At 45.9% G+C, this 24,251-nt stretch carries 23 protein-coding genes; 10 read left to right on the top strand and 13 right to left on the bottom strand.

All coding sequences use genetic code 11. The annotated features are described in order from the left end of the window. Positions 1-91 precede the first annotated feature (91 nt). The 3 genes from tcuA to N6H06_RS12860 all read right to left on the bottom strand — a co-directional run bounded on the left by tcuA (position 92) and on the right by N6H06_RS12860 (position 3,635). Positions 92-1,597, bottom strand: coding sequence for an FAD-dependent tricarballylate dehydrogenase TcuA (gene tcuA / locus N6H06_RS12870; RefSeq protein ID WP_263706998.1), 1,506 nt, complete (start codon positions 1,595-1,597; stop codon positions 92-94). A gap of 2 nt (positions 1,598-1,599) precedes the next feature. Continuing rightward, positions 1,600-2,673 (bottom strand): isocitrate/isopropylmalate dehydrogenase family protein, encoded by a 1,074-nt coding sequence (locus tag N6H06_RS12865; RefSeq protein ID WP_263706996.1) that lies wholly within the window; start codon positions 2,671-2,673, stop codon positions 1,600-1,602. A gap of 92 nt (positions 2,674-2,765) precedes the next feature. Next, entirely contained in the window at positions 2,766-3,635 is an 870-nt protein-coding gene (locus N6H06_RS12860; RefSeq protein ID WP_263706995.1) for a LysR family transcriptional regulator, read from the bottom strand. Between the two features lie 143 nt (positions 3,636-3,778). Between N6H06_RS12860 and N6H06_RS12855 the strand changes: the two genes are divergently transcribed. From N6H06_RS12855 to N6H06_RS12825, 7 genes are all read left to right on the top strand, one after another. Beyond that, entirely contained in the window at positions 3,779-4,900 is a 1,122-nt protein-coding gene (locus N6H06_RS12855; protein WP_263706993.1) for a Bug family tripartite tricarboxylate transporter substrate binding protein, read from the top strand. A gap of 77 nt (positions 4,901-4,977) precedes the next feature. Then, entirely contained in the window at positions 4,978-6,468 is a 1,491-nt protein-coding gene (locus N6H06_RS12850) for a tripartite tricarboxylate transporter permease (RefSeq protein ID WP_263706991.1), read from the top strand. Then, the gene (locus N6H06_RS12845; protein ID WP_263706989.1) at positions 6,465-6,905 is read left to right on the top strand and encodes a tripartite tricarboxylate transporter TctB family protein; all 441 of its coding nucleotides are present in this window, start codon (positions 6,465-6,467) and stop codon (positions 6,903-6,905) included. The genes N6H06_RS12850 and N6H06_RS12845 overlap by 4 nt, the downstream gene beginning before the upstream one ends. 30 nt (positions 6,906-6,935) lie before the next feature. Next, the gene (locus N6H06_RS12840; protein WP_249413919.1) at positions 6,936-8,093 is read left to right on the top strand and encodes a 2-methylaconitate cis-trans isomerase PrpF family protein; all 1,158 of its coding nucleotides are present in this window, start codon (positions 6,936-6,938) and stop codon (positions 8,091-8,093) included. 306 nt (positions 8,094-8,399) lie between these two features. Continuing rightward, positions 8,400-8,774, top strand: a complete 375-nt coding sequence (locus N6H06_RS12835; RefSeq protein ID WP_062748285.1) for a GntR family transcriptional regulator — start codon at positions 8,400-8,402, stop codon at positions 8,772-8,774. After that, on the top strand, positions 8,771-9,652 hold the full coding sequence (locus tag N6H06_RS12830; RefSeq protein ID WP_213029229.1) for an ATP-binding cassette domain-containing protein: 882 nt from the start codon (positions 8,771-8,773) through the stop codon (positions 9,650-9,652). The genes N6H06_RS12835 and N6H06_RS12830 overlap by 4 nt, the downstream gene beginning before the upstream one ends. Then, complete coding sequence (locus tag N6H06_RS12825; protein ID WP_062748287.1) at positions 9,645-10,340, top strand: hypothetical protein; 696 nt, start codon at positions 9,645-9,647, stop codon at positions 10,338-10,340. Before N6H06_RS12830 ends, N6H06_RS12825 begins: the two co-directional genes overlap by 8 nt. A gap of 56 nt (positions 10,341-10,396) precedes the next feature. On the opposite strand, the gene cysI is transcribed toward N6H06_RS12825, so the two are convergent. Genes cysI through N6H06_RS12780 form a run of 9 tightly spaced genes read right to left on the bottom strand, consistent with a single transcriptional unit; the run spans position 10,397 to position 20,413 of the window. Beyond that, a complete protein-coding gene (cysI, locus tag N6H06_RS12820) occupies positions 10,397-12,118 on the bottom strand; it encodes an assimilatory sulfite reductase (NADPH) hemoprotein subunit (RefSeq protein WP_062749084.1) in 1,722 nt (573 codons plus the stop codon). Between the two features lie 15 nt (positions 12,119-12,133). Then, on the bottom strand, positions 12,134-13,960 hold the full coding sequence (locus N6H06_RS12815; protein ID WP_062748289.1) for an assimilatory sulfite reductase (NADPH) flavoprotein subunit: 1,827 nt from the start codon (positions 13,958-13,960) through the stop codon (positions 12,134-12,136). A gap of 24 nt (positions 13,961-13,984) precedes the next feature. After that, the gene (locus N6H06_RS12810; RefSeq protein WP_062748291.1) at positions 13,985-14,614 is read right to left on the bottom strand and encodes a precorrin-2 dehydrogenase/sirohydrochlorin ferrochelatase family protein; all 630 of its coding nucleotides are present in this window, start codon (positions 14,612-14,614) and stop codon (positions 13,985-13,987) included. Then, entirely contained in the window at positions 14,611-15,390 is a 780-nt protein-coding gene (locus tag N6H06_RS12805; RefSeq protein WP_062748293.1) for a sirohydrochlorin chelatase, read from the bottom strand. The genes N6H06_RS12810 and N6H06_RS12805 overlap by 4 nt, the downstream gene beginning before the upstream one ends. Continuing rightward, the gene (cobA, locus tag N6H06_RS12800) at positions 15,359-16,789 is read right to left on the bottom strand and encodes a uroporphyrinogen-III C-methyltransferase (protein WP_263706980.1); all 1,431 of its coding nucleotides are present in this window, start codon (positions 16,787-16,789) and stop codon (positions 15,359-15,361) included. Before cobA ends, N6H06_RS12805 begins: the two co-directional genes overlap by 32 nt. Positions 16,790-16,825: 36 nt before the next feature. Continuing rightward, on the bottom strand, positions 16,826-17,434 hold the full coding sequence (gene cysC / locus N6H06_RS12795) for an adenylyl-sulfate kinase (RefSeq protein WP_011245469.1): 609 nt from the start codon (positions 17,432-17,434) through the stop codon (positions 16,826-16,828). Positions 17,435-17,459: 25 nt separating this feature from the next. Further along, positions 17,460-18,536, bottom strand: a complete 1,077-nt coding sequence (locus N6H06_RS12790) for an inorganic phosphate transporter (RefSeq protein WP_302475447.1) — start codon at positions 18,534-18,536, stop codon at positions 17,460-17,462. A 32-nt stretch (positions 18,537-18,568) separates the two neighbouring features. Continuing rightward, positions 18,569-19,687, bottom strand: a complete 1,119-nt coding sequence (sat, locus tag N6H06_RS12785) for a sulfate adenylyltransferase (protein WP_062748299.1) — start codon at positions 19,685-19,687, stop codon at positions 18,569-18,571. Continuing rightward, positions 19,688-20,413 carry a phosphoadenylyl-sulfate reductase gene (locus tag N6H06_RS12780; RefSeq protein ID WP_404830351.1) on the bottom strand — a complete coding sequence of 242 codons (726 nt, stop codon included), beginning with the start codon at positions 20,411-20,413 and terminating at the stop codon, positions 19,688-19,690. 320 nt (positions 20,414-20,733) lie between these two features. Between N6H06_RS12780 and N6H06_RS12775 the strand changes: the two genes are divergently transcribed. Then, a complete protein-coding gene (locus tag N6H06_RS12775; protein ID WP_263706974.1) occupies positions 20,734-21,585 on the top strand; it encodes a sialate O-acetylesterase in 852 nt (283 codons plus the stop codon). Between the two features lie 4 nt (positions 21,586-21,589). Then, entirely contained in the window at positions 21,590-22,135 is a 546-nt protein-coding gene (locus tag N6H06_RS12770) for a PadR family transcriptional regulator (protein WP_062749086.1), read from the top strand. A 265-nt stretch (positions 22,136-22,400) separates the two neighbouring features. Here the strand turns inward: N6H06_RS12770 and N6H06_RS12765 are convergent, their stop codons facing one another. Next, positions 22,401-23,057 carry an MOSC domain-containing protein gene (locus N6H06_RS12765; RefSeq protein ID WP_263706971.1) on the bottom strand — a complete coding sequence of 219 codons (657 nt, stop codon included), beginning with the start codon at positions 23,055-23,057 and terminating at the stop codon, positions 22,401-22,403. A 272-nt stretch (positions 23,058-23,329) separates the two neighbouring features. On the opposite strand from N6H06_RS12765, the gene N6H06_RS12760 reads away from it, so the two are divergent. Beyond that, entirely contained in the window at positions 23,330-24,232 is a 903-nt protein-coding gene (locus N6H06_RS12760) for a hypothetical protein (RefSeq protein WP_263706969.1), read from the top strand. Positions 24,233-24,251: the final 19 nt, after the last annotated feature.

Raw genomic sequence — 24,251 nt, 5'->3', positions numbered from 1 at the left:
ATGGCTATCTCTTTGATTCGCCTTTAGTTTGCGAGAGAAAACAAAGACTAGGGACTCGCGTCTCCTAGCCTTGTTCTTGTCATAAGAATAATCATGATTTAGAGGATAACGGTTTTGTTCTGTTGCAGAAGGCAGCTGCTTGTTCGCCAGCAAGCCGCCCAAACACAGCGCCCACCATTAAGCCAGCACCACCAGGATAGTTATGGTAAAATAGCCCGCCAACCATTTCTCCGGCTGCAAACAAGCCAGGAACTGGGCGCTTATCATCGCCGAGAATTTCGCTTTTTGGGCTGATGTGTATGCCACCAAACGTAAAAGTAATCCCGCACGTTACCGGAAATGCATAAAACGGTGCTTTTTCAAATGTTAGCGCCCAGTTTGATTTAGGCGGAAACACTCCTATTGTACGTTTGCCGTCTTTTATCGCTGGATTGTACGGACCTGGTTGAACTGCTCGATTATAAGTACGGATCGTATTTAATAGCGCTTCAGGACAGACGCCTATTTTCTCTGCTAATTTCTCGACGCTGTCTGCTTGGTAACAGGTTGCTTCTGGCAGGTAGTATTCTTTGCGGAGGTTAGCGCTCACTTGTGAATCGAATAATTGAAATGCTTTTTGTTCGGGTTGCTTCAATGTTTCTTTTCCGTACTTTGCATACGTATAGTTACGAAAATCGGCTCCTTCATCTACGAACCGTTCTCCTTTCACATTCACAATCAACCCTAACGGATAAGACGATTTTTTATAAATGTCCCCTGGCTTGTTAAAGTCGCCTGTCTTCGGTGCATGATAATCCGTCGTATGAGCGTGGCAACCATCCCATTGCCCATATTGGATAGCCCCTGCTTTTAGGGCGAGCGTTAACCCTTCTCCTGTGTTAAACGCTGTACCGCGGACAACTGCTTTTTCCCATTCAATTCCTAGGTGGGTTTTGCGCATGTTTGCATTGGCTTCAAACCCCCCACAGGCAAAAATGACGGCATTGGCGTTAATTTCAGCAGGTTCTCCCGCTATTTCAACAACTAGTTTTTTTGATTGGTCTTCTTCTTGTTTTAACTCTGTTGTCTTTGCTTCGTAACAGATGTCGATGCCAAGTGCTTCGGCACGTTGAAACAAAGCTTGGACCAGCCCCACTCCTTTGTTTTTTGTCTTCAACGGAAGCCCTCCCCAAAAATGGCGCTTCCCGTCTTTCTCATAATATTGGTTCTCATTCACTGCAAATTGCACGCCTTGCTTCATCATCCATTGAATCGTATCAAAAGAGCGTGACACGAGCTGGTTCGCTAACTTTCGATCTGTCTGCCCCTCCGTCAAGCGCAGCAGGTCGGCCATAAACGCTTCTTCTCCATAGTCAGGCATGCTGATTTGCTCGACTTGCTCCTCATCCAAGTCCGGGAGAACGGCCCGCAAATCCTGAAAGCTACCATACGCACAACGAATTGCTCCGTCGGTAAAATACGAATTTCCGCCTCTCTTGTTCTTTGGTGCCCGTTCCAACATACATACGCTGGCCCCTTGCTCTTTTGCAGCAATCGCTGCACAAAGGGCGGCATTTCCTGCCCCTAACACAACCACGTCGACGTCTGTTTTTCTCATGATCATTCCGCCTCCTCGATCTTCTCGCAAACAACATCTGTAAATTGCTGCGTGCTTGCTGTTCCACCAAGATCCTTGGTACATACTCCACTTGCCAACGTGTCGGCAATCCCTTGGTTAATCCGTCTCTCGATAGTGCTGCATGATTGACTTTTATGTTTTTGGCCAATCCAACCTAATAACATCGCACTGGAACGAATCATTCCAATCGGATTGGCCACACCTAGGCCAGCAATATCGGGGGCTGAGCCGTGTGCCGCTTGTGCCATTGCTTTGCTTTCACTTGCATTGATCGAGCCGGCAAGCCCTAAGCTTCCAACAAGCTCTCCAGTAAGATCCGATAAAATATCGCCGAACATATTTTCTGCAACAATGACATCAAAGTCATCGGCGCGCCTAACCAAATGGGCACACATGGCGTCGATGTGGTAATCATCAACAGACACGTCTGGATAGTGTTGGCCTACCTCTTTGCAGACGTTTAAAAACAAGCCAGATCCAAGGGAAATCACATTCGCCTTATGCACAATCGACACTTTTTTTCGACGTTCCCGAGCAGCACGAAACGCGGCATGGGCAATCCGTTCAACCGCTTGGCGCGTAAAGACACCGGCTGTTACAGCAATGTCTTCTGTTACCATCCATTCGCCGATTCCTTTATACATATTGCGGTCAACATAAAACCCTTCTGTATTTTCTCTGTATATAACCAAATCCGCGCTTTCCACCACTCCTTTTATATAAGGCTCTGACTTAGCTGGCCTAATGTTGGCGTACAAATCGAAGCGGTGCCGCAATTCTCCACTTGGATTGCGTGTGCTTTGCAGCTGTTTTGGATACGACTGTGAATCATGGGGACCCATCAACCACCCATCGAGTTTGTCAAGAGCTTGTATCGTCTCCTCTGGTATGCTTGAACCTGTCTGTTTGATTGCTTCCAGCCCCATTGGTAACACACGCCAGCCAATAGCCACACCTGATTTCGCAGCGGCAGCGCTTACAATTTTTACGGAAGCACTTACGATTTCATAGCCGATTCCATCCCCGTATAATACACCTAGCTCTAATTGCCCCATGGTACCCTCCTTAACATGGACTTACCTTTAGGCTACTAGGAAAATGTTATAGAGGGAAATATTGATTTTCTTTGACATTCGATAAAAATTTTTTATGATCGTTTTTCCTGCCACTGGCGGATATAATCGATAAAATGCCTAACCACTGCCAGCTTTGCTGCCTCCCTGCTCGCTAATAGCCATGTCCGACGCAAAAGGGGGGACCCGTCCAAATAGTAGAGTGGCTCTATGTAAAGCTGGTCTTTTTCTGAAAGGGAGATTCCTGGCACAATCGCGTATCCAAGCCCGTGTTTGACCATTTCCTTGCATGTTTCAAACCGATCTAAATCCATTTCCGTGTACGGCGGCTCCTCAAATCGGTCGTTCCACCAATGCTGAATCGTATCTTTAAGCGAACTGTCTGTCCGGTAACTTAAATACGGCTTCTCAGGCAATGTGCCCAGTTCGAGCTTTTCCTTCGAAATAAGTGCCAGCTGTTCTTCTCCAAGTAGATGCTTTTCTCCTGGCCATGTAAAGTCACTGCGCAAAATACCGACATGAACAGAAGCACTTTGCAAATGTTCTAATACTTGCGTACTCCATCCTGTCCGGACTTGGAAACGAACGTTGGGATAGTGGCTTGAAAACCCTTTGAGCACTTTTGGCAGTAAGTATTGGGCATAATTGCTTGATGCGCCAATGCGAAGCGTTCCGCTTACATGCTTTTGCATGTGCAGCAACTGGTCTTTTGTTTGTTGGATTTTCTCTAGCATTTCTTTCGCGCATTCAGCAAGATATTCTCCTTCTGCCGTAAACCCGATCCCCTTTTTCGTTTTGAAAAACAGCTCCACTTGAAATTCCTGCTCCATTCGCTTTAATCGGTAACTCAAGGATGGCTGTGAAACAAATAGCTTTTCTGCCGTCTTGGTTAAATTTTTGTATTTATACAGCGCGTTAATTAATTCCCAATCTTTTTGGTCCATTATGGGCCCCCCTTGCCGTTTTTGTGTGCCTATTATACATGATTATTAAAAATATTTATCGGATTTTATAGAATTCTACTATTTTACTTATGTTTTGCAATCGCTTACAATTCGATTCAAGACATTGCAAACGAGGTGAAAAAATGAGAAAAACGTTTGGGCTAGTGGCCTATTCCGTATTATTGTTCGCAACTGCAGGCTGTAACACCATTCAGGCAAACGATAAGCAAGCCGACAGCGAGGGAAGCGAAGGGGCACTCTATGAAAATGAAGTGATCTCGTTTGTTGTCCCTTACCAGGCCGGCGGTGGTTCAGATGTATTTGCCCGCTTTATGGCCAACTACTTTCCTAAACATATCGAAGGCTCCCCCCGGGTTCAAGTGGAAAATATCCCTGGAGGAGGCAGCATCACAGGGACCAATGAATATGCACTTTCGCGGCAAGCGAATGGACGAAATATTTTAACTACAAGTGCTTCCACCCATATTCCGTATATTCTCCAACAGCCGTCTGTCCAGTACGACTTGTCGAAAATGACGCCAATTATCGGCGCTCCTACAGGTGGAGTTGTCTACACTTCTCCTGAATTAGCGGCATTAGGAATGGACGATCTTTCGAAACAGCAAGGGGAGCTTTTCTATGCCGGCATTTCGCCAACTGGGTTGGACCTTGTCACGCTATTGTCGTTTGAAGTCCTTGGTCTCGACGTCAAAGCTGTGCTTGGCTATGAAGGCAAGGGGCCAGCCCGCGTCGCCTTTGAACAGGGGGAAAGCAACATTGACTACCAAACAACAACGGCCTATAAACGGAATGTCATTCCTTTAGTCGAAGAAGGCAGCGCTGTCCCCCTTTACAGCCTTGGACAAATGAGTGAAGACGGTGATTTGGTAAGAGACCCCCAGTTTCCTGACCTGCCCACAATTGAAGAAATCCATTACGACCTATACGGAACTGGACCAACAGGAGACGCATGGGAAGCCTATAAACAATTTGTAGGCGCTTCCTTTACGATGCAAAAAGTTATTTGGGTCCATGAAGACGCGCCGGAACAGCATCAACAGCTTCTGCATGCATCGATGGAAGCACTTATTCAAGACGAACAATTTATCGCCCAGTCAGAGGAAATTTTGGAAAATTATCAGCCTTTAGTTGGTGAGGAGCTGCAAACAAGAATTGATTCGATGTTGACAATGTCCCCTGAAACATTAGAATGGGTTTCCCAATTTCTTTTAGATACCTATGATGTGGACATTACTAGGCTTTAATTTAACGGTGGCGCACTTTTCCTTATTTTACCTATTTCATTTCAACTGACACCATCCATAAAAAGGAGGCGACTGCTATGCTCGAAGCTGCATGGGAAGCATTGCTTATCGTGTTGCACCCATCTAGAATAGGCTTCATGTTTCTTGGCATTTTTATTGGTATTTTTGTAGGACTTCTCCCAGGTTTAAGCGGAACGGTAGGCATGTCCTTGCTGCTGCCCTTTGTGTTTGGCCTTGACCCATTTGTCGGCATGGCCTTGCTCATTGGCATGGTTGCTGTTGTCCATACAGGGGATACATTCCCGTCTATCTTGCTCGGCATTCCGGGGACGTCAGGATCACAAGCAACGATCATGGACGGTTTTCCCTTAGCCAAACAAGGGCAAGCCTCCCGGGCTATGGGCGCCTCATTCTTTTGTTCCATGGTAGGTGGCGTAATCGGCGGCCTTGCCCTTTACTTAACAATCCCGTTCGCGCGTCCGCTTATCACTGCCTTTAGTTCGCCAGAGTTATTTATGTTGACGATGCTAGGACTTAGCATGGCTGGGCTGCTTGCTGGCAAATCGCCGATGAAAGGGATCATTTCAGGATTGCTTGGCTTGTTAATTGGCTCAATTGGCAGTGCCCCAGCTGTTGCGGAATACCGCTATACATTCGGATCACTTTATTTGTCTAACGGCGTATCTTTACCTGTTGTGGCATTAGCGATTTTTGCTTTCCCTATTATGATCACGATGTTGACCAATAAAGGCGCCGTTTCCAGTCATGGCCCTTTAAAAAGAGGCGTTTTGACAGGGGTTATGGACGCGCTGCGCAACAAATTCCTTGTCTTCCGCAGCGCGGTTATCGGTACGTTGATTGGGTTTGTTCCAGGACTTGGAGGCAGTGTTGTTGACTGGATTGCCTATGGTGCTGCCCAAAAAACAGTCAAAGGAAATTCATTTGGAAAAGGGGACATCCGCGGCGTCATTGCTCCGGAGAGCGCCAACAACGCGAAAGAAGGCGGTTCCCTTGTGCCGACGCTTTTGTTTGGCATTCCCGGCTCTGGCACAACAGCGATTTTACTAGGCGGACTCACGCTAATGGGCCTAGAAGCAGGGCCGCGCATGCTTGGCGCCGATTTGCCGGTAACGTTGTCGATTGTATGGACGCTCGTTTTTGCCAATATTTTTGGCGCCTTGCTGTGCATGTTGCTTATCCGGCCAATCTCTAAGATTAGCATGGTGCCTGGAGAAAAAATTGTCCCGTTTCTCGTTGTTCTGCTCGTCCTTGGCGCTTACCAATCAAACTTCTCGTGGGGCGATCTCGTTGTTTTCGTCGCTATTGGCCTCCTTGGCTATGTGATGACGATTCTAGATTGGCCACGCCCGCCGCTCTTAATCGGGTTTGTCCTCGCTTTAAGTGCTGAGCGCTATTATTGGATATCGATTGAGCGTTACGGTTGGTCATGGATTAGCAATCCACTTGTCATTGCCCTTGCTATATTCATCGTTCTATTGTTGTCAGGCGGGGCGATTATGAAACGGTTCAGTAAATCCGTTGAGTCTGGAAAAGGGGTCTCCTCATGACAAAAGACTTATTTAATATTGGTTTCACTAGTTTCTTGTTGCTTGTTTTTGGATTCGCTGTTTTTGGCGCTTTGCAATTTTCACGGTTGGCGCAGTTTTTCCCACTTTATGTTTCGACTGCCGGGACCGTTTGTACAGCGATTTACTTAGTTGTTTTAATCATCCGGTATCGAAAAGAAAATGATCCAGACTCACAGGCGGTGGTCTCCATTGTCCGGCCACTCCGCTATATTGCATGGCTTCTTGGCTACATTGCCTTCATTTATCTTGCAGGCATGTTGATTGCCACTTCACTGTTCCTCGTCGCTTTCTTGATGTTTGAATCGAAAATGCCATTTATAAAGACTGCCCTTTCTGTCGCAATCGTGCTGCTCGCGATTTCAGCCGCTAGCTCCCTACTCGGTGTTTACTGGCCGACAAACTTGCTTGGGCTGTAAAAAGGGACATTGACCACTAGGAGTGAAGCAATGATGAGAGAATATGAACGCATACGCGCTGCCATTATTCGCGGCGGCACAAGCAAAGGCGTCTTTATTTTACAAAACGAGCTGCCTGGAGACCCTAAAGTCCGCGATCAAGTCATCCTGTCCTTATACGGCCAGGATGCACGGCAAATTGATGGCCTTGGCGGAGCAGACGCCTTGACAAGCAAGTTTGCGATGGTCCGTCCGTCTCCTTTGTCAGAAGCCGATATTGAGTATACATTCGGCCAAGTTGGGATTGGTACTGGTCATATCGACTACAATACCAATTGCGGAAATATTCTTAGCGGCGTTGGTCCGTTTGCCGTAGATGAGGGGCTTGTTTGCGTGAAGGAACCCTATACCAAAGTCCGTATCCATAACACCAATACAGATCGAATCGTCATCGCCCATGTTCCCGTAGAAAACGGCCGTGCCAAGCAAGTAGGGAACTTTCATATTGACGGTGTCCTTGGCGGAGGCGCTAAAATCATGCTTGATTTTCAAAACGCTGCTGGAGCAAAAACTGGCGCCCTTTTTCCAACAGGCGCACGAAAAGATTGGCTTGATTGCTCGTATGGCAAAATTGAAACGAGTATTGTCGATGTTACTACACCAGTCGCTTTTATAAAAGCTTCTGAAGTAGGAATGATAGGAGTAGAACTTCCTGAGCAGCTGAATCAAGAGCAACTGTTTCTGCTTGAGGAAATCCGTGGGGCAGCGGCAACAAAATTAGGTTTTGTCGCCCAGCCAGCAGACGCCGCACACTTTACACCTTCAAGTCCGAAATTGATTATCGTTGCTGAAGCACAAGACTACCAAACGACTGCCGGACGGGCTGTTCATAAGGCAGATATCGATTTCGTTGGCCGGGCGATGTCAATGCAACATATGCATAAAACATTCCCTGTCACAGGCGGACTGTGCACTGCTGTTGCTTCCAAGCTAGCAGGCACTGTCGTCCATGAGTGCTGTTTTTACCATGCTCAAAATCAGCAAATTGTCCGTGTTGGACACCCTTCCGGCACAATGGAGTTTCATGTATCCGTCAAAGAAGCAAAAGGAATCGAACCAACGATTGAAAAAGCAGCTGTCGCCAGGACGGCACGGCGTATAATGGAAGGGTTTGCGTACGCGCCGGCTGCTTTGTTTTGGGGACACTGATCTAAAAAAGGATATAAAGGAATATAGGCGTTTGTCTGTCTGAAGCAAATCAATTAGACGGACACGTCCCGAGTATAGAACACTACTCCAACTAAGATAACGCAAAGCAAATAATGATTATACGAGATCAAGCACCCAAGCATTTCGCTTTGGGTGCTTTTCTTTGCCAAAACATCGCAATTGAGTTTTTTAACCACTTGACAGCCAACTCCATTCCATATATGGTTAACTACATAACCAACTAACCAAATAACAAACTACAGCCCATCTTCATGCTCTCTAAAATTCCGAAAAAGGAGGGATCACATGAAACCTTCACTTGATGAAAACAAACCCATCTTTCAACAAATACGAGAGATGATTGAAGATGAAATTGTGAATGGCACATTGACAGAAGAGGCACAAGTCCCTTCAACGAACCAGCTAGTGGCTACTTATAAAATCAATCCAGCAACTGTTTTAAAGGGGTTCAACCAATTGGTTGACAATGGCATTCTGTACAAGAAAAGAGGCGTTGGCATGTTCGTCAAAAGCGGAGCCAGAAGCAAGCTTATTAAGAAGCGCAAACAAGCGTTTAAAGAAAATTATGTCCGAAGTATGCTGCAAGAAGCACGAAAACTCGGCATTACTGAAGGAGAGTTACAAGAAATGATTAAGTCAATAGGAGGAGAAATAGAATGATCGACCCTGTGATTGAAGCGAGACAGCTTACGCTACGTCTTTCGGATAAAACGATTATTGACCATGTCTCGTTTACACTTGAACAGAACAAAATCTATGGATTGCTCGGACGAAATGGCGCAGGGAAAACAACGCTATTGTCCTTGTTGGCGGGATTCCGAAACCCGACGAGTGGCTCGATTACCGTTAACGGCGAGGACGTCTTTGAGAACGGAGCGATTGTTGAAAACATCAGCTTTATTCGTGATGTCAAAATTGATTCAGATTCAGATCGTTTAGAGGAATATTTAAAAGGTGTTGCCCTCTTCCGTCCCCATTTTGATTGGGAGTATGCCATGAACCTTGTAGAACGGTTTAAACTGCCTATTCATTCGCCGATGAATGAATTATCACGGGGGATGCAGTCTGCCGCCCATGTCATAGCCGGACTAGCAAGCCGGGCACCGATTACGATTTTTGACGAAGCCTATTTAGGCATGGACGCGCCAGCTCGTGACATTTTCTATAAAGAAGTGCTCAAAGAATATATGGAACATCCAAGAACAATCATCCTGTCCACACACCTTATTTCCGAAGTGGCTTCGATGCTGGAAGACGTCCTCATCCTTCATCAAGGTTCCCTTATGCTCCATGATGATACGGAGTCATTGTTATCCCGGGGAACGACGATTACTGGCGATGTCGCAGCGGTTGATGAATTTACATTAGGAAAGAAAGTACTAAATGAACAGACACTAGGACAGACAAAATCGGCGATGGTCTATGGAGAATTAACAGAAAGAGAACGAGCCCTGTCCGAACAACAAGGTTTGCAAATTGGCCCAGTTGCTTTACAAGAACTATTTATCCATTTGACAGAGGAGGGGCATAATGAATAAAAGCACACTCGTTGCCAAGGCGACATTGCATACATTTGCGAAATGGAGTAAATGGTATACAGCAATTTTTATTGGCGTCTATCTTGTGATTATCATTTTGCTCAGTTACCAATCAGCCTATGACTGGTCCCTCTTACAAGGCTATCTGCAATCTACACGGATTTTCTTTTTAATTCTTGGTTTGCTGTCTATGAGAGGCTTCTTGGAATACTATGTATCCAACGGCATTACGCGCAAAGACTACTTTAAAGGGATGGTGTCAGCTAGCGCTCGCTTATCCATAATTATGACCATAGCCGGACTTATCTTGTACGGCCTGGAATCGCTCGTCTACTCCGTCGCCGGTTGGGAATTAAGTCGTTCTTGGCCCTTTATGGAACAATCGCTTTTCATCCAAACTGCAGCAATGCTATCCACTTTTTTCCTATTCTACTTGTTAGGCTGGTTCATTAGCGCAGGCTACTATAAATTTAACCCTTATGCCGGGTTTGGCATCATCATGCTTAGTGTGGCAGTCGTTATCGTCCACAACCACTTTTGGGGCTTAGACGTCCCTGATCCCGTGCTCATTTGGACCGGCGGCCTCTCGCCTTCTCCCTTCTTCTCGTTTTTTCTAACTGCGGCGTTGATTGCTGGGTTGCTGTGGTTGCTGCGGAAGATGACGAAAAATGCGGAAGTGACAGCTTGATTTTTGCTTTGCAACAAAGAAATCGCCACTAGGCTCCATGCTTAGTGGCGCTCCTTTTATTGATGAAAATCAGTTCCCGACTCGACTGCTTTTACATAACCTTTACGGATGACAAAATCGCCAAAACGCTCGCCTTCCTCTCGTTCTTTCGCATAAGCATACAAGATCGGCTCCAATGTTTTTATGATTTCCGCCTCGCCGATATTTTCTTTGTACATTTTGCTCAAGCGCTCCCCAGCAAATCCTCCGCCAAGATATAGGTTATACTTACCTGGCGCTTTGCCAATAAAACCGATTTCAGCTAATGCAGCACGTGAGCAGCCATTGGGACAGCCAGCCATGCGGATGACGATGTCTTCGTCGCGGATGCCTGCTTCATCGAGGACAAACTCCAGTTTGTCAATGAGTGAAGGCAAGTACCGTTCTGATTCAGCCATTGCTAAGCCACATGTCGGAAAAGCAACGCAAGCCATCGAGTTGCGGCGCAATGCCGAAACATGTTTGCCGTCTGTTAGCCCATATGTTTCAACAATTGCTTGAATCGCTTTTCTCTTCGCCGCCGTTACGTTACTGATAATTACATTTTGATTGCCAGTCAAACGAAATTCGCCTGTATGAATCTTGGCAATCTCCCGCAAGCCAGTCATTAGTTGATAATCGTCCGTGTCTTGAATCCGGCCATTTTGGATGAATAACGTCAAATGCCAACGTCCTTTTACTCCTTTTGTCCAGCCATACCGATCACCGTTATGATCAAACTGAAAAGGGCGTGCTTCTCCTAGCTCCCAGCCAAGGCGAGCGTGCAACTCGTTTTTTAACCAGTCTAAGCCATGGCGGTCAATCGTGTACTTAAATCGGGCATATTTCCGGACTGAACGGTTGCCGTAATCCCGTTGAATCGTAATCAATTTTTCAGCAACGTCAATGATTTGTTGGGGCTCGCAAAAGCCAATGACACGGCCCAGTTGCGGGTAGGTTTTCGTATCGCCATGCGTCATGCCCATTCCGCCACCGCAAGCAACATTAAAACCTGTTAGCTTGCCTTCTTCCAAGATGGCAATAAAACCAATGTCTTGCGAAAAGATATCCACATCATTTGCAGGTGGAACGGCAACACCAATTTTAAATTTTCTTGGCAAATAAAGAGGCCCATACATTGGTTCTACTTCATCTTGCTGAGGGGTGCCCGCGACTTTCTCTTCGTCAAGCCAAATTTCATGATAAGCACGTGTTTTTGGCAAGAGCGCTTCACTCAGTTTTTTTGCCCAGTCGTAGACTTCGCCGTGGACTTCCGATTGGTACGGATTGGGTGTGCTCATCACATTTCGATTTACGTCGCCACAAGCCGCAATCGTATCCATTAAAGCAGCGTTAATGCCTTGAATGTTTTTTTTCATATTCCATTTTAAAATGCCATGCATTTGGAACGTTTGCCGTGTCGTTAGTCGAAGCGTGCCATTGCCGTAGCGATGGGCCAGATCATCCATAGCGAGCCATTGTTTCGGTGTTGCGACACCACCAGGAAGACGGACACGCACCATAAATTGATAGGCAGGCTCGAGCTTTTGTCGGCGCCGCTCTTCACGCAAGTCGCGGTCATCTTGCAAATAGCTGCCATGAAATTTCATTAAACGGTTATCGTCGTCTGGGATGCCGGCGCTTAATGGTTCTTTTAATGTTTCAGCTAAAGTACCACGTAAATAATTGCTTTCTCTTTTAATGCGTTCGACATCACTAGGAGGTCCATCTTGCGTCGGTGCAACTTTTTGGTCTGCCATCATTTTCTCCCTCCATTAATATACGTCGCGCTGGTAACGGTTATTTTGCTGTAAGTTGCTGAGATAGGCTTCTGCTTCTTCTTCGCTGCGGTTGCCTTGTTTGGCGATGATCGAAACGAGGGTTTTATGGACGTCTTTCGCCATTTGTTTTTCATCCCCACAAATGTAAATAACAGCGCCATCTTCTAGCCATTGGAACACTTCATCTGCTTTCTCTAACATTCTGTGCTGCACATAGACTTTTTCGTCCTGGTCACGTGAGAAAGCGACATCCATTTTCGTTAGTACACCTTCTTTCATCCAGCGCTGCCAATCGGTTTGGTATAGAAAGTCGGTCGAAAAATGCTGATCACCAAAAAATAGCCAAGCTGGCCCTTCTGCCCCTGTCTCTTCCCGTTCTTCCAAAAAGGCTCGGAAAGGGGCTACTCCTGTTCCTGGACCGACCATTAAAATCGGTGTGCTCCCATCCTCAGGCAAGCGAAAATTCGGGTTGCGCTGAATAAAAATCGGCAATGTCTCCCCTGGCGCTTTGCGTTCAGCGCACTGTACGGAGCAAACGCCTGCCCGTTTACGTCCATGAGCGTCATAGCGGACAGCGCCAACGGTTAAATGGACTTCGTCTTCATTGGCACGGTAGCTACTAGCAATTGAATACAGACGTGGTGGGATTTTGCGGAGAATAGCAGTAAAGTCTCCTGCTGTTCCTTCCCATGGGGCGAAATCCCTAACCAAATCAAGAATGTCCCGTCCTTCTAGATAAGCTCGAAGTTGCTGTTCATTGCCAGCTGCCACTAATTCCTTTAAAGCATTGTTTTTGGAAAGCAGCGACGCTTTTTCAAGCAGAGGCTTTGTTAAAACCGTTATCTCGAAATGACGGATTAGTGCCTCCCGCAACGGCAACACATCGCCTTGCTTGCCAATTGGCACCGACTCATCACCGTTCCAACCCATTTCGGCAATCAACTGATCGGCCAAATCGCTGTCATTTTCCGGAAAAATGCCAACCGAGTCGCCAGGCTCAAATGTAAATCCCGACCCTTCAAGAGAAAGCTCCAAGTGGCGCGTCTCCTTGTTTGAACCACGGCCATTTAAATTGATATTTTCAAGTATTTCTGCTTTATAAGGATTGGTGCGGCTGTAAACAGTAGCCGTGGCATCTGTTAATAGCGGAGCTGCGGAACTCGCCGCTGACGGTATACCCGTTGCTTTTTCAAGGCCAGCAAGAACACCTTCCATCCATTCGGCTGCATCCTCGTCAAAATCAATGTCACAATCAACACGTGGATACAACCGCGTTCCTCCAAGCTCCTCTAAGCGCTGGTCCAACTCTTTCCCTGTTTGACAGAAAAATTCATAAGATGAGTCCCCTAAAGCAAGCACTGAAAAATGCACATCCGACAATTTCGGCGCCTTGCGCCCAAGTAGAAATTCGTGGAAAGCAATGGCGTTATCTGGCGGTTCGCCTTCCCCATGCGTACTAACAATAAGAAGTAAATTCGTAACGTCTTTTATGTTTTTTGGCTTGTATGTATGCATCGATGCCAGTGTCACATGATACGCTTTGTCTTCCAGTTTGCGGCTAATTTCTTCAGCGAGCTGTTGGCTATTGCCTGTTTGTGAACCGTATAACACAGTCACTTCTTTGTTTTCCTGGGCAGCTTCACTCGGTGCGCTAAGTTCAGCTGGTACCGTTATCGCTGCTTCACTAAGAGCCGCGTTTGCTGTTGCTGCCAAATAACCGCTTATCCAGCTTTTCTGTGTATCGGTTAGCGTTGGCAGCAACTTATTTAAAAGCTCTATTTGTTCTTGGCTGAATGGGCTGTTTGTCGTCTGGAGCTGCACCACAATCCACCTCTCGTATCGTCTTCATTTTTGTTTACCTTCGGCTATCCGTCGCAGTTGGTCAGCTAGCCATTGCTCGCGCCACTCATCTTGCAGACGTTCTGGTGAAGCGAGCTCTTGCAAAAGAGCGCGTTTTTCCTCGTTTTCCGCATTGCTCGCTAATACAAGCTCCCGTGCTTTCTGGAGAAACGCAAGTTCTTCAGCGGCATGCTCTGGCAACAAGTTCGCGATTTGCCCCTTTATCCGCTTGGTGTAACTTGGGCTTGCTCCTGCTGTCGAGATGCTAACTGTGAGCAACCCTTTCTCAATTTTAGCCGGCACATAAACATGGCCTGCTTGCGCTTGGTCGCCAACATAAACGAGCTGACGCGGTGCTCGGTTTCGCAACAACTGTTGGTGCACAAGTGGCTGATCGGTACAGAGGAAAAGCAAATCAGCGAGAAAGCATTCATCGCCGCTTGCATAGCGTGCTTCCCAGCGCAGTTTTTCGGCTAACGCTAACGCTTGGAGCTGCGGATGAAGTGTGGGCGCCACAACGGTTACGTGTCCACCTGCTTCAACGATGCTTAACGTCCGCTTATAGGCAAGCTGCCCCCCGCCGACTACCACGGTTTTTAACATGCTTAGCTCAAGCATAAACGGCAACGCACTCATCCACATCCCCCATTTATTTCACGAAGCGCCTCATTGACGCGGCCTATCAACACAGGCGCGAGCCCGTCATCGCTCCCAAGGAATTCGCATAACACATATGCAGTGGCTGTGTTTCCTTTTCTGTCTGCTAGCGTGTTGGCCAATTCGTTCATTAAAATGCCGGTAAAGAGCAAATACGGAAGCACATAAACACGCTGCGCACCAAGTTTCTCCACTTTGGCTAACCCTTGGGCAACTGTTGGCGTTGTTGCTGCCATAAAACACGTTTCGACGTTGTCACACGCTGTTTTCTCATAGAGTAGACGGGCAATTTTAGCGACATCACTTGGTTGATTGCCATCGCTTGACCCTCTGCCGACAACAAGAACGGTCGTACCGTCTTGCCGCTTGCCTTCCTCTGCAAGCAGTGGCAGCCCTGCATTAGCAAGCCGTCTTAAAGCAACATCAATGACATCGGCTTGAATGCCAAACGGCTTGCCATAGGCAAATGCAACATCAGGATATTTTCTCTTAGCCGCTTGTATTTCCTGAGGGATGTCCATATTCGCATGGTGGGCCGTCAATAACAATACGGGAATGATGGCAATTGCCGTTGCTCCGTTTTGTACACACCGATCAATCCCTTCGGCAATCGTCGGTTTACTAAGTTCAATAAACGCTTCCGTTTGGAAATAATCGCCGGAAAAATGGCTTTTGGCTTTTTTTAAAAAAGCACGAAACTGGTCGTTTCCTTCTTTGACGCGGCTACCGTGGCCCACATATAAAATCGCCTGCATACATCCCCTCCATCCATGACGACAGTACAGATTGCTTGACTTGCGGCGACAAACCATAGGAAATCGCTGCTTTTTTCGCTTCATCGCTTAAACAAAGCACATTTAACTCCCTTATTTCCTTCTCTCTGCCGATCGCAGCGAACGCTTCGCCAAAACATTCGACGGACTCACGGCTCAAAAAGACAAGATCGGTCAAGTGCCCTTCATCGAGTAGACGGTTGATCGTCGTTTGCGTGGACGGGGCAACGATTCGTTCCCTCGTTTGAACATGTTTCCAGCCAGGTTTGCCACCTAAGCCCCCACGGCTTAAAAAGAATCGGTCTGAACCTAATGGACTGCTCCCCTGAGTAGGGGCAAGCCCGCGTTGTTGAAGAGCTTCTACCGCCGAATCGGTTTCACCGCTAAATTGGGCAGAAAGGGTACGGATATCAAGTCCTCTTTCTTGGAGCCATCGAAAAAAGACAACGACATCCTCCTCTTCAAAGAAGGCAATGTCTGTGGCCGTTTCCCAATGAATAAGCGGGGCTTCTTCATCCACCTCATGGAAACGGGGGTATACAAACGTTTCAGCCCCTTCTTCTTTTAAGAGAGATGCAAGCTGAGAAGAACCGTCGCTATTGGCAATTAGCGGAAACGAGCCAAACAATGGTTTACGCTCAAACCAACTTTTTCCTTGATAAAGAGCTGCGACATCCCCAATGAGGGCAATAGCTGGGTTGGTAAACTGTTCAGCTTCTGCTTTTCGGGCTACCGTGCCTAAGTCAGCGATAAGAGTCCGCTGTTTGCTTGTTGTCCCCCATTGAATTAACAACACTTTTTCGTCCCTCCGGCGACCATGCGTGATTAAATTTTCAGCAATGGCTGGCAAATGTTTAATGCCCATATAAAAAGCAACCGTGTCGATGGAGGCAAGCCCCTTCCAATCGATTTCAGGCAAGCCGGTGTCTCTGCGGCTATGCCCCGTCGCAATGGCAAAGTTGGCGCCGTGAAGGCGATGGGTTACAGGAACGCCTGCATAAGCTGGCGCCGCCATTCCTGCTGTCACGCCCGGAACGATTTCGTAAGGTACGCCGTATTCGTCGAGAAAGGCTGCTTCTTCACCAACGCGTCCAAATACGCTTGGGTCGCCGCCTTTTAAACGAACGACGCATTTTCCTTTTTGGGCATGGCGCACCATTTCGTCATGAATCGCTTCTTGGCGAAGAATATGGCGGTTCGGCAGCTTGCCTGCATATAGCAGCTCAGCCCCTGGCTTTGTTTCTTCCAGCAAAAGTGGGTTGACAAGACGGTCGTATAATAAAACGTCCGCCTGGCGAAGAATGTCAAGCCCCTTTGCCGTCAATAAACCGCAATCGCCTGGCCCTGCACCAATTAAATAAACCGTTCCCTTTTGTGCCATTGCTATCACTGCCTTCCGTTTACTTTGCCTGCGTTTTTACCGAGTGAGAATATGATGCTTTTCTAGCCAGCCAATGATTTGTTCTACTGATTCTTCCACTGTTTGCACGCTCGTATCGACGGTAATTTCAGGCGTTTCCGGCTCCTCATAAGGGGAACTAATGCCAGTAAATTGAGGAATCTCCCCATTGCGCGCTTTTTTATAAAGCCCTTTGACGTCACGGCGCTCACACTCTTCAAGGGGGCATTTCACATACACTTCTACAAATTCGCCGTCTGCTAGTAGAGCCCTTGCCTGGTCTCTGTCAGACTGAAACGGCGAAATAAAGGCTGTCGATACAATTGTACCAGCATCGACAAATAATTTGGCAACTTCTCCAATGCGGCGGATGTTTTCCTGCCGATCTCTATCCGAAAAACCTAAATCCTTATTTAAGCCATGGCGAATGTTGTCTCCGTCAAGCACGTACGTTGACAGCCCCGCATCAAACAATGAACGGTCCAAAGCATTAGCAAGCGTCGATTTTCCCGAACCTGAAAGTCCTGTAAACCAAAGCACGCAGCCTTTATGGTTATGACGTGCATGCCTTTCCTGTTTACTGACGCTCGCTTCATGCCAGACGAGATTTGAATTCGTTTTTGTCATAGGAAATTCCCCTTATGTAAATTGTTTATATGCCTTCACCATCACGCATCGTCTGTTCTTTGTCTTGGCGGACCGACCGGTATAAGCTGATTGCACCTACTGTCGCGATAAAGACGCTGACAATCACAACAAGTGTATAATAGTCTTGCGAGCGGAAAAGCAAAATCAAACTATAGGAAACAGCCAACGCAAACAAAGGCGATACAATCCATACTTTTAGAATCCGCCTGATGACAGACTTCTGCCAAAGGACAAAACCGTTTTCCGCTGTGCCGATACCGACAATAGCCGCAGTCGTAATTTGCGTAAGGGGGACGGGCAAACCGAAAATCGAAGCAATGATGACAAGCCCTCCGCCGGTAAACGAGACTGTACTTCCTTGCAGCAGCGAAAGATTGGTAATATGTTTGCCATTGGTCTCCAGCACTTTTCCGCCGAGTAAAAGGGCGCCAAGGGCAACAAAAAATCCACCGGCAATAGCAGCCGTTGTCACATCTAGTGCCCCTACTCCGACAAGAGGGCCGACGGCATTGGCAACATTGTTCATTCCAGCTGAAAAAGCTTCGAGACAACCGCAAGCGATTAGAATGAAGGTGAGAGGCTTATGCCATTTTCCATCGCCACGCAAAAATGGCAAATGGGCTTGATGCTTTTTTATCGTTCTTCCAGCCCCGAGTGCGAGAAAAAACGCGGCAAACGGAATGACAATCCAAAAGCTCATAATTATGAGCAGCTGCTGCCAGTAAAGGGCTTGATACGCAAGGCCAGCCCCGACAAGGGAGCCGACAACAACCTCGCTCGTTGACAAGGGAATGCCGATTAGGTTAGCAAAAAATAAGGTTAAACAAGCTGCACCTAACACAATGACAACGACTTCCATTTGCATAATAGTAGGCGGCACAATCCCTTCGCCGATCGTCCGCACCACTTCGCCTCCTGCCAGCGCGCCAAGCCAAGCGCAAGCACCAACAAGAAGCATTGCTACTCGTTTCTTTTTAATCGCCCCGCTTCCGTAAGCAGGGCCCATCGCTGCTGCTGTTCCGCTTGCGCCGATATTCATTGCGAAGAAAAAAGCAATCGCAAATGCTGCCACCTCCATCATTGCCGCTCCCTCTTACTCTTTTTTTCTATCACCTATCCGCGCATCAACACTTCAACCACTTCTTTGCGGCTGAATTCTTGTGGAGGAAGCACGCCTTCTTTTAACATTTGCCGCACTTTTGTCCCTGATAAAATAACATGGTGCTCAGGCTCATGAGGACATGTTTTTTGCGATGCCATGTTACCGCAAGCTTTGCAATAAAAACTATGTTCAAAAAACAATGGCTTAATGCCAAGCTCGCTTTCTTCAAATTCTTTAAAAATTTCTTGTGCATCGTAGGTGCCATAATAATTGCCGACACCTGCATGGTCACGGCCAACAATAAAATGAGTACAACCGTAATTTTTGCGAACTAGCGCATGAAAAATAGCTTCCCGGGGACCGGCATAACGCATTGCTGCCGGGAACACCGATAAATGGACACGGTTTTTTGGATAATAGTTTTTAAGCAACACTTCATAGCTTTTCATTCGTACACCGGCTGGAATGTCCCCTGCCTTTGTTTCACCGACAAGCGGATTCAAGAACAGCCCGTCAACCGTTTCAAGAGCTGCTTTTTGGATGTATTCATGGGCGCGATGCACAGGATTGCGCGTTTGGAAGCCAACGACTGTCTTCCAGCCTTTCTCAGCAAAAATCCGCCGCGTATCGATTGGGTCGATATAGTAAGAGGCAAAGCGTTCATAATTTACGCGTTTTGTCAATACAATCGGCCCGCCTACATAAACCGGCGGTCGTGCATACATTTTTGCTACTCCAGGGTGGGCTTCGTCCGTCGTACGGTATACTTCCTGAGCTTCGACTTTTTTATCAGGCGTATAAATCGATTCGATTTCAATGACGCCGTAAGTTTCGTTCTTGTAAACGAGCTTTGCACGTTCACCAACACCCAAGGCAGAAGCCTCATCAGCGGTAACTGGCAGTGAAATCGGAATGCTCCAAGGCGCTCCATTCGCTAATCGCATTGATTTGACAACAGAATGATAATCATCTTCGTTTAAAAAGCCAGTTAGCGGTGTAAAACCGCCAATTCCAAGTAACTCCAAGTCAGAGAGGGCAAAACCATCAAGTGCAATCTCGTTTGTGATGCCTGTTGTATCATAAGCCGGATCATATAATTGAACAAGTTCTGTCTCTTTTACCGCTTCCATTCATGAATCCCCTTTCGTTGGTGCATGCAACCCGCATTCTGTTTTTCCTGTTCCCGCCCAGCGGCCACTTCGAGCATCTTCCCCAGGCATGACCGCCTTCGTGCAGTACGTACAGCCAATGCTCGGGTAGTGATGGTCGTGCAGCTCATTGTAAGGCAATTGATGCAATTTAATGTACATCCATATTTCTTCTTCCGTCCAATGGATCAACGGACAAACCTTCACCTTTTTAAAGCGTTTATCCTGATTAACAAACTCGGTATTTGCTCGTGTCGGAGACTGCTCACGCCTTAACCCTGACAGCCAAGCATCGTAAGGCTCAAGCTCACGAGCCAGCACATCCAATTTTCGAATTTGGCAGCACTGGTCTGGGTTTCTAAGCCATAGCTCCTCGCCGTAACGTTTCGCTTGTTCCTCTGGAGACAAAGCTGGCTTAGCCATGTTGATACGAAAATTCGGGTATCGTGCCTTTACACGTTCGATCAATTCATATGTTTCTGTAAAATGAAAATCTGTATCTAAAAATAAAATGTGGGCTTCTTTTTGCACCTTTGACAACAAGTCAAGCAGCACCATGGCTTCGGCTCCAAAACTGCAAGCGTACACGAGCTTTTCACCATACGTTTGATTCGCCCAACGCAAAATATCCAGGCTATCCCGATTTTCCAACTTGGTATTTACCTTTTCATAGTCGGTTGCCTTCATTTGCTCAAAAACGTAAGCCATTACTCTCCCCTTTCTCCTTTACAGACAAACCCATGTAAGTTGATATGATTTATAAAAATTCTAACTGTGTTCGAATAGACTGTCAATGGGTTAATTTGATTGAACACCGTTCAAGAAAATACAAACCTTTGTCGATCATGAAAAGTCAGTCCCTTATTGTTACAGCAAAATTCAAAAAGCCCGTCGATGTTCAAATGGAGCTAGAAAAAGTTTCGTTAGGGGGCAATCAAGCAACTTGTCTTGACAAAAGTCTAATTAGACCTCATACTCAGCGTTACAGTCTAATTAGACTGTCGCAATCAAAGAAAGAAGGTTTTACGATGAAATCAATTTTATTAATCGGACAATCAAATATGGCGGGAAGAGGATTTGTTGAAGACGTACCGCCTATTTATAATGAGCACATCCATATGTTGCGGAATGGCAGATGGCAAATGATGGCTGAACCCCTCCATTTTGATCGGCATGTATCTGGTATTGGGCCAGCCGCTTCTTTTGCTCAGGCTTGGACAACGGATCATCCAGGTGAATCCATTGGGTTAATTCCATGTGCGGAAGGAGGTAGCTCTATTGATGAGTGGACAATAGACGGTCCACTGGTCAGACATGCGATCTCTGAAGCAACGTTCGCTACGGAAACGAGTGAATTAATAGGGATATTATGGCACCAAGGAGAAAGTGACAGTTTCGGAGAACGTTTTAAGACATATGAGAATAAGTTGCTCTCATTATTTATACATTTGAGAGAAAAATTGAATGTACCAAATATCCCTATTATTGTCGGTGAATTAGGGCGTTATCTTGGAGAGAGCGGATTTGGAAAAAACGCTGTAGAGTTTAAGCAAATAAACCAGATTTTGTATAAAATTGCTGATAACGAAGAAAACTGCTACTTTGTAACATCAAAAGGCTTGACAGCAAATCCAGATGGCATTCATATTGATGCGACCTCCCAAAGGAAATTTGGACTACGGTATTATGAAGCTTTTTCAAAACAAAAACACGTTATAGATCCTTTGGACATCGAGGATGAATGGATTGCTAAGGAAGCAAAGCGTGAACTTACTAAAAATGAAGCCATGTTTGTTCAAAGTACGAAGTTTGCTTTAGGACAATTGAGTTTTAAAGAGTTTTCTTCTCATATTTCCAAAATCAATCAAAGCGAGGAGTGATCCATTGATCCCACTATTAATTTTAGGTTTGTTAAAAGAAAAACCAGGTTCCTACGGGTATGAGCTTCTGGCCATTATGAATGAGAGACATTACAAGTTTGTCGTCAATTACACCAAAGGGTCATTTTATTACAATATTCAACAGTTAGAGGAAAAAAGAATGATTCAACGCATTGTTGAAGAAAGAGAAGCTGAATCGAGAGAAAAAAACAAATACATTCTTACCGATTTAGGAGTGGAGGAGTTTAATCGTTTAATGACAAAGTACGGGTCAAAAACAGATTATATAAATCTATCTTTTTATAGCGCAATGCTTTTCGAAGGTGAATACGACAAAGAAAAGATGAAAGAACTCGTTCTTGTTCAAATTAAACAAACAGAGAAAAAAATTGCTCTCTTAGAGGACACTTTGACAAATCGGGCAAATCTTATGAAAAATTTCCGCCGTATGTTAGAAAATTCCCTTTCACACCATAAAGTGAACGTGGCCTGGTTTCATGAAATTTTAAAGGAAATCGATACAGAAATCACGGAGAACGAGTTATCATAATAGAACTTTACCGATTTTCTACCTACGCTGGTGTGGTTACTAATGAATAAAAGAACCCTCCGTTAATAAGGACTTTAGCGCAATCGTTAATTATCAGCCTCCATTGTTAGAGGCTGATTTGGTCAATTCCTTTTTCTGGGACTCTGCTTCTGGTTCGGTTCGGCAGGTGCTGAACTATACAGTTGGAGTAATGAGAATAACCGTAGCACCTGCAGAAGATATAGTCGTATCCACAAGATAGATCTTTGCTTTGACTTTTGCAGTCTTACGATTGCAACTTCGCCAACCTTTTTCGCATTTTCCCTTTCCATTCGTCCGCTAGAGCATCGACTGCTAAAATTCGTTCCATCGACTGCTTGTCTGTTGGCTTGCGGAAATACGTTTCACAGACAAACAAAACCGACACTTTGTCAGGATGAGGATCAAGAAGTGCAACTTCCCCATCAGTTCGTACAATACCTTCATGGAGCACACGGGCTAAATAACCAGTATATCCTGTTTCAACAATTCGTTTTAATAGCGAGTTAAACCCCGTGTGTTTGTCGATCGTGCTGCATGGGTTGCGTGCTTGTGTGATTTGAATGATCGCCTCTCCTAATTGAAAAATATCTCCTATGTGGACATCTTTTTCTAGCATATTCGTCACCGTCACGTTTTCGCCAAAAGCTGCTGGAGGAAGGGGCTTTCCAAATTCTTTTTCCCATTTTGCATAATGTTCGTACGGATATAGGCAAACCGCTCGATCTGGGCCGCCGTGGTTTTTCTTATCGGCAACATCATCCCTTTCAAAGCCATTTTTAGACAAAAACACCGCTTCTGTTTGCTGTTTCTGGATGCCGCTAACCATCTGTTTGCCGTCGCCATAATCGAGCGTTTTTGGCTTTCCAATCGACAGCCTCTCTATTTTTATCGAACTTGTCATCTTCTATTACACTCCTTTTCAAGACAAAACGTCGTTTTTTCGTTTGCTCCATTATCGCATGTTTTCTCGTTTTATACATATTTGGGCAACGTATGTCTTCCCTCTTCGGCTTTGCAACATTAAGGACAACAACCGTTCTTCCGTTTCATTCTTGCCTCATTTTTTTATCATTATCGTGATAATCATCAGATCACTATTGAAAAATATGAAAAATAAGGTTATAAACTAGTATAAAAGGTCCATTCCTTTATTCTCATTCAGGAGGTGCACTAATGTCAGAAGACGCCTTTATGACAAAACGCAATGGAGGAGAAAAAAGCTTGGTTTCTATCAACCAAGCCGAGAGTGAAGAGAGAGTTTGTCACCAGTCATTACGCCCAATTGAACGAGAGCCCAGTAAACAAACGTTGTCCACTTATCCTAGCTTGGCCGATGTACTAGGCTTAAAGCTAGATGAATTGCTGTTAGAAACGAAAAAACCAGTCGATGATTGGGTTTCCTTCATTCTGGAAGAGATTAGGCATGCGATCCGTCGTGATGACTTTGCGGCAGTGAAAGCACTTGTGGTTGAGCACCTGAATAACCCAACTTTTCAGTCACCTAAACTACGACAGTTTCTGCTTTGGCATCAAGCAATTATTGTTTACTATGTAGACGATAATCAACACGAAGCAATGCAATTGCTCAACAGCGCGTTAAACGCTACAGGATATGCTACTAAATCAACGCCTAGCGCCCAAGAGCTAGGGATTCTTATCCGTTTAGCGCTGCTCCATTCTGAAGAGGGCAACAATGACCAAGCGATACGCCTTTTTAAACAAGCCTTAAAAACACCTTGTCCAAAAACTGCCCATACAAACCTCGCCCTCTATTTGCGTATATATGACCATTTGGTACAGTTGTTATATGAAAGCAACGATTTCTACCAAGCGATTGAATATGCAGATAAAGGACTGAAACTCACGAGTGAAAACGACTATTTGCCTATTAAAGGAGAACTTCATTACATGCGCGGCAAATCGTTTCACCGCCTTGGCCAACAAGAAGAAGCGCTATTGGATTTGCAACTGTCCTTTACACTCTTTCAAACTGTTGGCTTGAAAAGCAAGGCTGAAATGGTCCAAAAACAGTTAGCACTTCTTCAAGAAGGGAAGGAACTGCCTTTTCACTGTTAACATTGCGTAAACCGATTTG

It is taken from the genome of Shouchella tritolerans (genome assembly GCF_025770735.1).
Taxonomy (GTDB): domain Bacteria; phylum Bacillota; class Bacilli; order Bacillales; family Bacillaceae_D; genus Shouchella; species Shouchella tritolerans.
This window is presented reverse-complemented; position numbering and strand designations above follow the sequence as displayed.

Excerpts from the sequence above, each read along its gene's own strand:
- tcuA (WP_263706998.1), bottom strand. The coding sequence starts at position 1,597 with ATGAGAAAAACAGACGTCGACGTGGTTGTGTTAGGGGCAGGAAATGCC.
- N6H06_RS12865 (WP_263706996.1), bottom strand. The coding sequence starts at position 2,673 with ATGGGGCAATTAGAGCTAGGTGTATTATACGGGGATGGAATCGGCTAT.
- N6H06_RS12860 (WP_263706995.1), bottom strand. The coding sequence starts at position 3,635 with ATGGACCAAAAAGATTGGGAATTAATTAACGCGCTGTATAAATACAAA.
- N6H06_RS12855 (WP_263706993.1), top strand. The coding sequence starts at position 3,779 with ATGAGAAAAACGTTTGGGCTAGTGGCCTATTCCGTATTATTGTTCGCA.
- N6H06_RS12850 (WP_263706991.1), top strand. The coding sequence starts at position 4,978 with ATGCTCGAAGCTGCATGGGAAGCATTGCTTATCGTGTTGCACCCATCT.
- N6H06_RS12845 (WP_263706989.1), top strand. The coding sequence starts at position 6,465 with ATGACAAAAGACTTATTTAATATTGGTTTCACTAGTTTCTTGTTGCTT.
- N6H06_RS12840 (WP_249413919.1), top strand. The coding sequence starts at position 6,936 with ATGATGAGAGAATATGAACGCATACGCGCTGCCATTATTCGCGGCGGC.
- N6H06_RS12835 (WP_062748285.1), top strand. The coding sequence starts at position 8,400 with ATGAAACCTTCACTTGATGAAAACAAACCCATCTTTCAACAAATACGA.
- N6H06_RS12830 (WP_213029229.1), top strand. The coding sequence starts at position 8,771 with ATGATCGACCCTGTGATTGAAGCGAGACAGCTTACGCTACGTCTTTCG.
- N6H06_RS12825 (WP_062748287.1), top strand. The coding sequence starts at position 9,645 with ATGAATAAAAGCACACTCGTTGCCAAGGCGACATTGCATACATTTGCG.
- cysI (WP_062749084.1), bottom strand. The coding sequence starts at position 12,118 with ATGGCAGACCAAAAAGTTGCACCGACGCAAGATGGACCTCCTAGTGAT.
- N6H06_RS12810 (WP_062748291.1), bottom strand. The coding sequence starts at position 14,614 with ATGAGTGCGTTGCCGTTTATGCTTGAGCTAAGCATGTTAAAAACCGTG.
- N6H06_RS12805 (WP_062748293.1), bottom strand. The coding sequence starts at position 15,390 with ATGCAGGCGATTTTATATGTGGGCCACGGTAGCCGCGTCAAAGAAGGA.
- cobA (WP_263706980.1), bottom strand. The coding sequence starts at position 16,789 with ATGGCACAAAAGGGAACGGTTTATTTAATTGGTGCAGGGCCAGGCGAT.
- cysC (WP_011245469.1), bottom strand. The coding sequence starts at position 17,434 with ATGACAAAAACGAATTCAAATCTCGTCTGGCATGAAGCGAGCGTCAGT.
- N6H06_RS12790 (WP_302475447.1), bottom strand. The coding sequence starts at position 18,536 with ATGATGGAGGTGGCAGCATTTGCGATTGCTTTTTTCTTCGCAATGAAT.
- sat (WP_062748299.1), bottom strand. The coding sequence starts at position 19,687 with ATGGAAGCGGTAAAAGAGACAGAACTTGTTCAATTATATGATCCGGCT.
- N6H06_RS12780 (WP_404830351.1), bottom strand. The coding sequence starts at position 20,413 with ATGGCTTACGTTTTTGAGCAAATGAAGGCAACCGACTATGAAAAGGTA.
- N6H06_RS12775 (WP_263706974.1), top strand. The coding sequence starts at position 20,734 with ATGAAATCAATTTTATTAATCGGACAATCAAATATGGCGGGAAGAGGA.
- N6H06_RS12765 (WP_263706971.1), bottom strand. The coding sequence starts at position 23,057 with ATGACAAGTTCGATAAAAATAGAGAGGCTGTCGATTGGAAAGCCAAAA.
- N6H06_RS12760 (WP_263706969.1), top strand. The coding sequence starts at position 23,330 with ATGTCAGAAGACGCCTTTATGACAAAACGCAATGGAGGAGAAAAAAGC.